At 67.8% G+C, this 11,616-nt stretch carries 9 protein-coding genes; 2 read left to right on the top strand and 7 right to left on the bottom strand.

Features of this window, described 5'->3' with window-relative positions; all coding sequences use genetic code 11:
* The first annotated feature begins 168 nt into the window (after nucleotides 1-168).
* Nucleotides 169-1,665: a glycerol kinase GlpK gene (gene glpK / locus OG326_RS07670; RefSeq protein ID WP_327143907.1), complete on the top strand. Its 1,497-nt coding sequence runs from the start codon at nucleotides 169-171 to the stop codon at nucleotides 1,663-1,665.
* 48 nt (nucleotides 1,666-1,713) lie between these two features.
* Here the strand turns inward: glpK and OG326_RS07665 are convergent, their stop codons facing one another.
* The 4 genes from OG326_RS07665 to OG326_RS07650 all read right to left on the bottom strand — a co-directional run bounded on the left by OG326_RS07665 (nucleotide 1,714) and on the right by OG326_RS07650 (nucleotide 7,211).
* Entirely contained in the window at nucleotides 1,714-2,907 is a 1,194-nt protein-coding gene (locus tag OG326_RS07665; RefSeq protein WP_327143906.1) for an aminotransferase-like domain-containing protein, read from the bottom strand.
* 144 nt (nucleotides 2,908-3,051) lie between these two features.
* On the bottom strand, nucleotides 3,052-4,344 hold the full coding sequence (locus OG326_RS07660; protein ID WP_327143905.1) for a hypothetical protein: 1,293 nt from the start codon (nucleotides 4,342-4,344) through the stop codon (nucleotides 3,052-3,054).
* Between the two features lie 120 nt (nucleotides 4,345-4,464).
* A complete protein-coding gene (locus tag OG326_RS07655; RefSeq protein ID WP_327143904.1) occupies nucleotides 4,465-5,610 on the bottom strand; it encodes a hypothetical protein in 1,146 nt (381 codons plus the stop codon).
* Nucleotides 5,611-5,807: 197 nt separating this feature from the next.
* Nucleotides 5,808-7,211 carry an NAD(P)H-quinone dehydrogenase gene (locus OG326_RS07650; RefSeq protein WP_327143903.1) on the bottom strand — a complete coding sequence of 468 codons (1,404 nt, stop codon included), beginning with the start codon at nucleotides 7,209-7,211 and terminating at the stop codon, nucleotides 5,808-5,810.
* Nucleotides 7,212-7,437: 226 nt separating this feature from the next.
* Between OG326_RS07650 and OG326_RS07645 the strand changes: the two genes are divergently transcribed.
* A complete protein-coding gene (locus OG326_RS07645) occupies nucleotides 7,438-7,917 on the top strand; it encodes a gamma-glutamylcyclotransferase (RefSeq protein ID WP_297614602.1) in 480 nt (159 codons plus the stop codon).
* Nucleotides 7,918-7,995: 78 nt separating this feature from the next.
* On the opposite strand, the gene OG326_RS07640 is transcribed toward OG326_RS07645, so the two are convergent.
* From OG326_RS07640 to OG326_RS07630, 3 genes are all read right to left on the bottom strand, one after another.
* Entirely contained in the window at nucleotides 7,996-9,180 is a 1,185-nt protein-coding gene (locus OG326_RS07640) for a M20 family metallopeptidase (protein ID WP_327143902.1), read from the bottom strand.
* Between the two features lie 227 nt (nucleotides 9,181-9,407).
* Nucleotides 9,408-10,607 carry a M20 family metallopeptidase gene (locus OG326_RS07635; RefSeq protein WP_327143901.1) on the bottom strand — a complete coding sequence of 400 codons (1,200 nt, stop codon included), beginning with the start codon at nucleotides 10,605-10,607 and terminating at the stop codon, nucleotides 9,408-9,410.
* 295 nt (nucleotides 10,608-10,902) lie between these two features.
* The gene (locus tag OG326_RS07630) at nucleotides 10,903-11,610 is read right to left on the bottom strand and encodes an enoyl-CoA hydratase/isomerase family protein (RefSeq protein WP_327143900.1); all 708 of its coding nucleotides are present in this window, start codon (nucleotides 11,608-11,610) and stop codon (nucleotides 10,903-10,905) included.
* Nucleotides 11,611-11,616: the final 6 nt, after the last annotated feature.

The raw sequence follows: 11,616 nt of genomic DNA, 5'->3' as shown, positions 1-11,616 counted from the left end.
GGTATCGACGATGCGGCGCTCGTATCGATGACGCTCTGGTCGAAGCTCAGCTACTCGGGAGCAACCGTAGTCCACACTAATGGCTCACCGTGCGACCCCGCCGTGTGGTGTGCGTGGCAGCGCGCGTCATGGCGGCATGCGCGCATTCGCGGCGAGTAGCCTGCTCGAATGCGTCGATATGTGGCTGCCATCGATTCCGGTACGACCTCCAGCCGGTGCATCGTCTTCGATCACCACGGCCTCATCGCCGGGGTCGCGCAGCGTGAGCACGAGCAGATCTTCCCGCAGCCGGGCTGGGTCGAGCACGATGCCGAAACCATCTGGCGCAATACCGAACTCGTCATCGCCGAGGTGCTGGACAAGCTCGGCATCGGGGCGGGCGATATCGCCGCGGTCGGCGTCACCAATCAGCGCGAGACCACCGTGGTGTGGGAACGCGCCAGCGGCAAGCCGATTCACCATGCCATCGTCTGGCAGGACACCCGCACCGCCGATCTCACCGTCGAGCTGGCCGGATCCGACGGGCCGAACCGCTACGCCGACCGCACCGGGCTGCCGCTGTCCACCTACTTCGCCGGGCCCAAACTGCGCTGGATCCTCGATCACGTCCCGGGCGCACGGCAGCGCGCCGAGGACGGCGAGCTGTGCTTCGGCACCATCGACAGCTGGGTGCTGTGGAATCTCACCGGTCAGCACCTCACCGATGTCACCAATGCCTCGCGCACCATGCTGATGGATCTGCGCTCACTGCAATGGGATCCGCAGATCTGCGCCGATTTCGGCGTGCCCGTGGCCATGCTGCCGACCATTCGCAGCTCATCGGAGGTGTACGGCGATATCACCACCACCGCGCTGGCCGGCGTGCCGATCGCGGGCATTCTCGGCGATCAGCAGGCGGCCACCTTCGGGCAGGCCTGCCTGTCCCCCGGCGATACCAAGAACACCTACGGCACCGGCAATTTCATGCTCATGAACACCGGCACCACACCGGTATTCAGCGAGCACGGGCTGCTGACCACGGTGTGTTATCGGCTCGGCGAGCAACCGGCCGTGTACGCGCTCGAAGGGTCCATCGCGGTCACCGGATCGCTGGTGCAGTGGCTGCGCGACAACCTGGGAATGATCGGCTCCGCCGAGGAGATCGAGCCGCTCGCCCGCACCGTCGAGGACAATGGCGGCTGCTACATCGTCCCGGCCTTCTCGGGCCTGTTCGCCCCGCGCTGGCGGCCCGACGCCCGCGGCGTATTCGCGGGTCTGACCCGCTTCGTGAATCGCGGGCATATCGCGCGAGCGGTGTTGGAGGCCACCGCATTCCAGACCCGCGAGGTCATCGACGCGATGCGCGCGGATGCGGCCGCACAGCACCTCGACGTCGAGAAGGTGACCCTCAAGGTCGACGGCGGCATGGTGATCAACGAACTGCTCATGCAGTTCCAGTCCGACATTCTCGACGCCCCCGTGGTGCGCCCGGTCGTCACCGAGACCACCGCCCTCGGCGCGGCCTACGCCGCGGGTCTGGCCGTCGGCTACTGGGCCTCCCCCGACGACATCCGCGACAACTGGGCCGAGGACAAACGCTGGAACTCAACCATGTCCGACACAGACCGCGACCACCTTCTCCACGAGTGGAACAAAGCCGTCGAGCGCACCTACAACTGGGCCTGAGCACCGACGAGGAGCTGAGGGCGGCGGGGGGATGCCGCGGCAGAACGGTTAGACCCGGGCTGGGGCGGCGGCGTGGGCCTTGGCCAGGCGGGCTACGGCTTCTTCCAGGACGGTGGTGTCCGAGGTGGTGAAGCACAGGCGCATGGAGTGGGTGTAGTCGGTGGTGACGGCGAAGGCGGAGCCGGGGACGTAGGCGACGCCGGCGTCGAGGGCGTGCGGGAGCAGGGCTTGGGTGTCGGTGCCGTCGGTGAAGTCGGCCCAGACGAACATGCCGCCGGTGGCGTCGGTGGTGGCGATGCGGTCGCCGAAGCGGGTGCGGACGGCGCCGACCAGGGCGCGGGCGCGCTCGCCGTAGACCCGGCGGACCGAATCGATATGGGCGGCAAGCCAATCGGTGTCCGACAGCAGGTCGGCGGCGATCTGCTGGGTGAGGGCGGAGCCGCAGAGGTCGGCGCCCTGCTTGAGGAGTTCCACCGCGCGGCACACCTGGGTCGAGGCGACCATCCAGCCCACGCGCAGGCTGGGAGCGAGGATCTTGGAGGCGCTGGACAGGCGAATCACATTGGGCGAGTATGTCGCCACCGGTGCGGGAGCGGGCTGGTCGAACCAGAGTTCGCCGTACGGATCGTCCTCGATGACCCAGAAGCCGTGTGCCGTCGCGAGTTCCGCCAGTTCCACGCGGCGCTGCGCGCTCATGGTGACGCCACCCGGATTGTGGAAGTTGCTGACGGTGTGCACGAAGGCCGGGCGCTCCCCCGCGGCCAGCAGTTCCCGCAGGACGTCCACGCGCATACCCTCGCCGTCCAGCGGAACCGCGACGATGCGCGCACCGGCGGCCCGGAACACCTGCAGCGCACCGACATACGCCGGATCCTCCACCACGACCAGCGCACCCGGATCGAGCAGCACCTCGGCCAGCAGCGACAGCGCCTGCTGCGAACCGTGCGTGACGAAGACCTCGTCCACCGGCACCGGGCGGCCCAGCCGCGCCGACTCCCGCGCCGCGAGCACCTCACGCAGGGGTCCCCAGCCCGGCGATTCGGTGTACTGCAGCACCGACCGATCGGCCAGCGCCGCCTCGGCCGCCGCGGCAATGCGATCGCGCGGCATGAGCTCGGCATCCGGCAGACCACCGGCCAGGCTGATGATATCGGCGCGCGCGGTGAGTTTGAGCAGGTCGCGAATCGCCGAACTCTGCAGGCCGTCGAGCCTGCGGGACAGCGGTGGAGTCATCGCGGACATGAGAAACCTCCGAGGGAACGCCGGGGTATGCGAAATTCCACTGTGTCACAGCCAAACCACGAGGTGAAACCCGGGTCTCAGATCATGGGACGAATTCGGCCCAATGAGACCGACAACACCACGCCCGGACTGAAACCGGGCGGGTCAGCGCTCGTCGATGGCGAAGATCAGGTGTTTGCCGTCCTTGTTCACGGTGAGGATGTGCTGGCGGTAGACGGTGGTGGTGCCGTCGGGGCGGTGTTCGGTGAGGTCGGCGTCGTAGGCGTCGGGGCCCGCGTCGGTGATGCGCAGGCAGTAGCTGGTGCCGATCGGGATCACATCGTTGATCGCCTGCTGGATGGTGTCGGCCTGGGATACGTTCGCGGCATCGGGAGCGACGAACGAGCGGGCCTTCACGCCATTGCGGTCGGCGTAGAAGGCGTGCTGGAAGCCGAGGATGGCATCCGCGCCGGTCTCGGTGCCGCCCGCGCCATTGCCGATGGTGAGCGGGCCGTCCCGCTTGGACGGGCAGCTCAGCGCGGCCACCGTGGTGGGGGCGGCGGTCGTCACCAGGCCGTCGGAGCTGGAGGCGGCGGACACCGAATCGGATTTGTCACTGCCGCCGGTGAGGGCGACCACCACCCCGGCGACCGCGGCCAGTACCACCACGACCCCGGCGCCGATCAGGATCGGCTTGCGTGAGATCTTCGGTTTATCCTGCGGCGCAGCGGATTTCGGAGCCAAGCGCTTCGCGATCTCATCGTCCGACCAGGACAGCGACTCCGGCTTCGGCTCGGTCTTCTTGGGCATCAGCATCCGGCCGATGGGATCGTCCGCCCACGACAGCGATTCCTGCTGCGGCGCAGCCGATTCCGATTCGGCCGACGGCATTCCGGCCTCGGCGGAACGCAGCCACGCCGATTCCCGCCCGGCATAGGCGGCGGTGCTGATGCCGCCGCCGCGAGCCCAGCCCGCCGACGGTTTCGGAGCGGGCGGGGCCGGTTCGACATTGTGACGGACGGTCTCCTCGACGTCGTCCTGATCACCGAATCCATTGCCGTACAACGCATCATCGCCGGTCGCGTACTCGCCGTCGGCCGGCCGCCAGGCCAGCTCCGGACTGGGCGGCACCACCGGCGGCGTCCACCCGGGCGCACCGGCCTCCGCGGGGGGACCGAAGTCGCCCGGCGGCGGGCCGAAATCATTGAGCGGCGAACCGAAGTCGCTGCCCAGCACCCCGTAGGTATCGGTCGTCGGCCCGAATACCGAGACCGGCGGGCCGAATTCATTGAGCGACGGGCCGAACTCCGACATCGGCGGACCGAACTCCGACCCGGCACTCCCGGGCCCCGGCCCGAACGGCGACTCCGAGAACCCCTCCTGCGCTTCCGGTTGCGCCGGTTCCGCGCCGGGAGTGGCCTCCGGGCGGTCCGCCGACTCGTCCTTGCCGGAATCCATCACCCGTCCTTTCGCCACACACGCGTGGGGCGGTCGTTTACGACCGCCCCACGCGACGACTCAACTCCTGCCGGCACCGAATTTCAACTCTTCGCCGGCAATAAATTCGGCCGGTATTTCTCAGTACTGGACCGAACCGCCCAACTGCGTGGTCACACCGCCGACGTCGGTGGTCTGGCCGGGGATATCACCCTCCGGGAGCTTACCAATCTGGCCGAGCGCGTCCAGGATGGTGCCGCCGCCGGGGAGCAGGCGCACGAAGTTCTCGGCGTCCGCCTTGGCGGCATTGGCGCCGGTGCTGTCGAGCACGAATTCGAGCTTGCGGTCATCGCCGGCGCCCGCGCTGGCGAAGGCCGTCACCTTGATCTGGTTGACGGTGGTGTAGTCCATCGACACACCGGCCTCACCGGTGCCGCCCGGCGTGGTGTAGCCGATGGTGCCGACGTAACCGTCCAGATTGCTGAAGTGGTGGGTATTGGCCGCCCAGCCGGGCAGCGCGACGCCACCGTCGACATTGGCGCCGATCTCGGTGTGCGGCCCGGTCATCGCGACCACCGGCGCGGCCGGGGCGGTCTCGACGGCCGGGGACTGCCACTGCGGCTTCTGCACGGTCGGCTCACCGGTCAGCGTGTCCACCGAGGTGGTGTCGGGCTGGGTCGGGGCGACGGTATCCGGCTGGGTATTACCCGGCTTGGCAGGCTGGTTCGGGTTCGCCTGACCCGGAATCGTCTGCTGGTTCGGCTTATCCGGCACCTGCACCGGAATCGCGGGCACCGTCTGGCCCGGCACCGGCAGCGGAGCGACGCGCGGCACGGTCACACCCGGCTGGGTCGGCTTCGACTTCGGACCGTCCTGCGGTGCGACGCCGGCCGGCTGCGTATCGGGCTTGGGCGTGGTGCCGTCCGACGGGGCATTGCCCGCGGGCGCGGTGGTGTCCGGCTTGGGCGAACCGGGGGTGGTGACACCCGGCTGACTCTGCTGCGGCTGCGTGACATCCGGTTTGGTGGTATCCGGCTTGGGCGCCGGCACCGAACCGATCTTGGGGTCGGCGGGGATCGGCGCGTCGGTCGTCGGCGACTGACCACCATCGGTCGCGCCCGGCTGACCGTCCGTGCCGCCCGGCTGCTGTCCGGGGGCCGCCGGGACCGCGCCCGGGTCGGCGGGGGCCGCATTCGCGGGGGTGCCCAGGAGGCTGACCACTGCGGCCGCGCCGACCAGTGACAGGGAGGTGCTGGCCTTGATCCGATTCGGCTTGCGGTGCTTCACTTTTCGCCCTATTCCTTCGTCCCTCATCACCACGAACGGACGTGCGGGCGAGTACGAGCTGTACACCGGCTGCCCCGGAAAGGGTTGACCCACCGACATTCTCGCGATCGCCCTGCCGATCGCTTCCCGTCGCGAAGTGAATCACACCGGCGTAAGCGGGGCAAGACGAAGCCCTCCCAGCACCGGAAGTTCATCCGTCAGTCGAGATCGTCGTGCCGCATGAGCTGACGCGCGGCCTCGGTGACGGAACCGGTCAGCGAAGGATAGACCGAGAAGGTCTGCGCGAGATCGTTGACGGTCAGATTGTTCTGCACCGCAAGGGCGATTGGCAGGATGAGCTCGGAAGCGATGGGCGCCACCACGACTCCGCCGATGACCACACCCGTGGCCGGACGGCAGAAGATCTTCACGAAACCCCGGCGCAGCCCCGACATCTTGGCGCGCGGATTGGTGTTGAGCGGCAACATGACCGTGCGCGCCGGAACCTCGCCATTGTCGATGGCGGTCTGGCTCACACCGACGGTGGCGATCTCCGGACGCGTGAACACAGCGGAGGCAACGGTTTTCAGGCGAATGGGCTGCACACCCTCACCGAGTGCGTGGTACATGGCGATTCGGCCCTGCATGGCGGCCACAGAGGCCAGCGGCAGCAGTCCGGTGCAGTCGCCGGCCGCGTACACACCGGTGGCGGTGGTGCGCGAAACCCGGTCCACGCGCAGGTATCCGCCCTTGTCCAGTTCGATGCCCAGGCGAGCCAGGCCGAGATTCTGGGTATTGGGCACCGAGCCGACCGTCATGAGCGCATGCGAGCCGGTCACCGTGCGGCCGTCGGACAGCTTCACCACAATGCCGTCGGCGGTGCGCTCGACCGCATCGGCACGCGCGTGCTTGACCAGTTCCACACCGCGTTCGGCGAGCGCGTCCTCCAGCACCAGGGCGGCATCGGCGTCCTCGCCGGGCAGCACGCGGTCGCGGCTGGAGACCAGCTTCACCTTCACGCCCATTTCGGTATAGGCGGAGACGAATTCGGCGCCGGTGACACCGGAACCGACCACCACGAGCGTTTCGGGCAGCTCCTTGAGGTCGTAGAGCTGGCGCCAGTTCAGGATGCGCTCGCCGTCCGGCTCAGCGCCCGCCAGGACGCGCGGACTGGCGCCGGTGGCAATCAGCACCACCTCGGCCTCGAGCAGGTGCTGGCGGCCATCGTCGAGGGTCGCCTTCACCAGGTGGGTCGCCAGCCCGGGCGCCTGGTCCATGAGCTCGCCGTGTCCGGCCAGCACGGTCACGCCGGCGGTCTGCAGCTTCACCTTGATATCGGAGGACTGCGCCTGCGCGAGCGCCTTCACGCGCGAATTCACCTCTGCCAGACGCACCTGCGCCTGCGAGGGATGCACGGTGATGCCGAGGTCGCGGGCGCGGCGCAGATCGGTGCGCACGCCGGTGGAGGCGATGAAGGTCTTCGAAGGCACACAGTCCCAGAGCACACAGGCTCCGCCGATGCCGTCACTGTCGATCAGCGTGACCGGCGCCCCGTGCTGCGCGGCGACCAATGCCGCTTCGTAACCGGCGGGGCCGCCGCCGATGATCGCAATGCGGGTCATTGTTCCCTCGCTTCTGGCTGGGCAATCGGGATCTCCGATGCCGCACCACAACGTTATCGGCTCAGGTCCGCGCAGTTGGAACCGCATCTGGAGACAGTTTCGTCACACTTGGCGACCCTCCGGAATGCGGTTGGAGCTGGTCCGGAGCGACCGGCCGGGTTACTTGCGAACCGCTGAGGATCGGGATCGGGGGAGGTAGCCGGGGATTGTTCGATACGCTCTCACAGTGCCGATTTACGCCGCCTACGGGTCCAACATGGATCCCGAGCAGATGCTCAAGCGCTGTCCGCACTCCCCTGTGTCCGGAACCGGCTGGCTGGAGGGTTGGCGCCTGACCTTCGCCGGGGACGACATCGGCTGGGAGGGACCGCTCGCGACTGTGGTCGAGGAGCCCGGATCGCGGGTTTTCGTCGTCCTCTACGACGTCCCGGGAGAGGACGAGGCGAGCCTGGACCGCTGGGAGGGCTCGGACTTCGGCATCCACAAGAAGATCCGGCTCCGCGTCACGCCCAGTCAGGGCAACGCCACGCAGCCGGTACTCGCCTGGCTGTACGTCCTGGACGCCTACGAGGGCGGCCTACCCTCGGCCCGCTATCTCGGAGTGATCGCCGAAGGCGCCGAAAAAGCCGGTGCCCCCGGCGAATACGTGCACGCCCTGCGCACCCGTAACAGCAAGAACGTCGGCCCCGGCACCTTCGGGCCCTAATTCCTCTTTCTCCTCTTCGAACTACTTCGGGCCGCACCCTGACAGGTGCGGCCCGGAGTTTTTCGCTTGTGCGCGAACTCAGTACGCGTTCAGCACGATATTCGTCATGACGCGCACGCCCACGGCCAGAGCGCGCTCGTCGATATCGAAGGTCGGCTGGTGCAGGTCGAGCTGTTCGCCCTGACCGGACCACACGCCGAGGCGGGCCATGGCCCCCGGCACCTCCTCCAGGTACCAGGAGAAGTCCTCGCCGCCGCCGGACTGCTGGGTGTCGGCGAGAGCATCGGGACCGACCTCGCGAATGGCGTCCTCGAACATGCGCACGGCCAGTTCGTCGTTCACGACCGGCGGCACGCCGCGCTTGTAGTTGAGCTGCCAGCGCACGCCGGTCGGGGCGAGCAGGCCCTCGACGATCTCGCGCACCATGGGCTCGAGCAGCGACCAGGTGGCGTGATCGCCGGTGCGGACGGTGCCGGTGAGCATGCCGGTCTGCGGAATAGCGTTGGGCGCCTTGCCCGCCGACACCGCACCCCACACCATGACGGTGCTGGTGCGCGGATCGATACGACGGCTCAGCAGACCTGGCAGACCGGTGATGACGGTACCGATGGCGTAGACCAGATCGCTGGTGAGATGCGGGCGCGAGGTGTGGCCGCCGGGCGAATCCAGGACCAGTTCGACCGTGTCCGCGGCCGAGGTGATGGCGCCGACCCGGATACCGACCCGGCCGACCTCGAGCCGGGGATCGCAGTGCACCGCGAACATGCGCGAGACGTCTTCCATCGCACCCGCGGCGACCATATCGATGGCGCCGCCGGGCATGACCTCCTCGGCGGGCTGGAACACCAGCCGCACACCGACCGGAAGGTTCGGAACCTCGGCCAGCGCCAGGGCGGTACCCAGCAGGATCGTGGTGTGCGCATCGTGGCCGCAGGCATGCGAGACGCCCGGCACATTCGAGGCGAACGGCAGACCGGTGTACTCCTGCAGCGGCAGCGCGTCCATATCGGCGCGCAGGCCGATACGCGGGGTGTCCGGGCCGATATCGCAGATCAGGCCGGTGCCGTTCGGTAGCTTGCGCGGCTCCAGACCGGCCTTGACCAGCCAGGATTCGATGAATTCGGTGGTGCCGTACTCGGCACGGGACAGCTCCGGGTTGGCGTGGATGTGCCGGCGCCAGGAAATCAGGTCGTCCGCGTGCTCGGCGAGCCACGCGTCCACGACATCGCGACTACTGATCTCACCCTCGGGAATTTCAGCCATTTCAACACTCACCGTGCCCATTTCAAAGCCCATATCGACCCCCACCGCGCTGCCCGTCACGACGCTCGCAACCCCTTGCGGCTTACAGGCCGCTAACGGTCCCGTAGCCCTGGCGGTGTCCAGCGTGGCTCGCGCCGAATCCACCACGGTACTCGCGTGGACCTGCGTGGTTACGCAAGCTGCCGCCTCGGGGCCCGATGCTCGCACCGTGGACCGGCCGGTTGTGCTCACCGAATGTCCTCCTGTCGAAGAAACTGCCGTTGCATGACTCGTTCCGACAACCTGTCCCTATGAAATTCGTCCCCTGCGATCTGTATCGCGGTGCGGGCCAGAGCCGTTGCCCCGTCGATGACAGCTCGATCAGCGGAGGCGTTCACCGCGGCTGCCGCGAACGCCGGCTGGTGGGTCACCGCTCCCCCGGCGTCGATGCCGATGACCGGGTGAATGCCGGGAATCACATTGGTGACATTGCCCATATCCGTACTACCAAGCGGCCGCGCGGCCTCGAGTTCCGGGGCAATGGGCTCGCGTCCGAGATCGCGGATCTGCTCGCGATAGGCACACAGTAGTGCGCTGTCGGGCGTGAGCTCGGTATATGTCGGCGCGAGCTTCCGGATGTCATGGGTGCATCCGGTCGCGAGGGCGCCCGCCTCGAAACAGGCCGATGCGCGTTGCATCAGATCATCGAGGCTCGCGGAGTCGACTGCCCGTAGGTAATACAGCAGTTCCGCATGGCCTGGCACGATATTGGGGGCTACGCCACCGGACGCGACTATACCGTGCAGCTGCTGCCCGGGGCTGAGATGTTGACGGAGCAAACCGAGGGCAACCTGCGCGATAGTGACCGCGTCCCCGGCATTCCGGCCGTGCTGCGGCGCGGCGCTGGCATGCGATTCGCGGCCGCGATAGGTCACCGACAGATCGGCCAGCGCCAGCGAATGCGCCCCGGCGATGTCCTCCGGACCCGGATGCACCATGAGCGCCATGGCCACATCGTCGAAGACGCCGCGCTCGAGCATGAGCACCTTGCCGCCGCCGCTCTCCTCGGCGGGCGTGCCGAGCAGCTTCACGGTGATACCGCAGGCATCCGCGACCGCGGCCAGCCCGAGCGCCGTGCCGACCGCGGAGGCGGCAATGATGTTGTGCCCGCAGGCATGTCCGATTTCTGGCAACGCGTCGTATTCGGCGCAGATCGCGACCACCAGATCGCCGGTGCCGAATTCGGCGGAGAACGCGGTCTTCAGATCCGCCACACCGGTTTCGATGCGGAAGCCGCGTTCGCGCAGGGGCTCGATGGTCTTGGCTACGCTGCGGAATTCCTCGAAGGCGAGTTCCGGCTCGGCGTGAATCGAGTGCGAGAGCGCGATCAATTCCGCGCGGGCCTCGGCGATGGCCGCATCGGAGGCGCTCGCTTCGGCCGTATTCACAGGCGCGACAGCAGAATTGGACGAGGCAGCATTCAACGCCGGCACAGACGCTGAGTGCCGTTCACTGGGTGTGCAAATTTTCCGGTCATCGCCGCTGCGCGATGGTGGCATAAGACACAGTCTTACACTGTCCCGCCTCCCCGTAACTTCGGCGCACGGCTTTGGAGCCGTTGGCCGCCGTGCACGCGTGCCTGCGGTCAGGGACGGCACCGATTTTGGACGTACCCGACGAGTTACCGGACCGAACGAGATCAGTTGTCACGTTCCGAGCAACCCGTCGGCATTTCGCCCGGCCTCAGGCTGGGTTGAAAGCCAGGTTCTCCGGGGTGGTCTCGACCGCGAGGCCCGCCAGGATGTGCTGGTGCAGGGCGCGCTTGATGACCGGGAGGTTGGGCTTGCGGTTGCCCTTGAGCGCGTCGGCCTGTGCGACCGCGGTGGCGAGCAGCGACTCCGCGTCGGCCTTACCGTCCACGATGTGGGCGGCGAGGGCGTCGTCGGCGCCGTAGCGGCGACCGGTGGTCATGGCCTCGACCGCCACCTGATTGGTGAGGCGACCGGTGACCAGCGCATTCATGGCGACCGTGAACGGCATGCCCAGATGCACCTCGGGCAGGCACCAGTAACCGCGGTCGGCGCGCATGATGCGGAAATCGCAGGAGGTGGCCAGCATGGCGCCCGCGCCGAAGGCGTGCCCGTTCACCGCGGCCACGGTCGGCATCGGGAAGGCGAGCAGGCGGGTGTACAGCGAGTGCACGCGGTCCAGGTACCAGCAGTTCTTGTCGAAATTGCCGAACAGCCAATCGGTATCGAGGCCGTTGCTGAAGAACTTGCCGTTGGCCGTGACGACCAGCGCGGCCGGGCCCTCGGAGGCCTCGACCTCGTCGAGCAGCGCGTGGAGCTCGGTGATCAGATCGGGATGGAAGCGGTTCTCGCTGTCGATGTTCTGGCCCTCGGCACCGAGGTACAGGACGAACACATCCCCATCACGCTTCAAATACGGCATGAGTGC

The sequence above is a fragment of the Nocardia sp. NBC_01327 genome (assembly GCF_035958815.1).
GTDB lineage: Bacteria > Actinomycetota > Actinomycetes > Mycobacteriales > Mycobacteriaceae > Nocardia.
Note: the sequence above shows the minus strand (reverse complement) of the source record. Positions and strands in the feature narration are given on the sequence as shown.

Bases quoted from the DNA above. Each gene is read 5' to 3' on its own strand.
- glpK (WP_327143907.1), top strand. From the start codon at position 169: ATGCGTCGATATGTGGCTGCCATCGATTCCGGTACGACCTCCAGCCGG.
- OG326_RS07665 (WP_327143906.1), bottom strand. From the start codon at position 2,907: ATGTCCGCGATGACTCCACCGCTGTCCCGCAGGCTCGACGGCCTGCAG.
- OG326_RS07660 (WP_327143905.1), bottom strand. From the start codon at position 4,344: ATGGATTCCGGCAAGGACGAGTCGGCGGACCGCCCGGAGGCCACTCCC.
- OG326_RS07650 (WP_327143903.1), bottom strand. From the start codon at position 7,211: ATGACCCGCATTGCGATCATCGGCGGCGGCCCCGCCGGTTACGAAGCG.
- OG326_RS07640 (WP_327143902.1), bottom strand. From the start codon at position 9,180: ATGGCTGAAATTCCCGAGGGTGAGATCAGTAGTCGCGATGTCGTGGAC.
- OG326_RS07630 (WP_327143900.1), bottom strand. From the start codon at position 11,610: ATGCCGTATTTGAAGCGTGATGGGGATGTGTTCGTCCTGTACCTCGGT.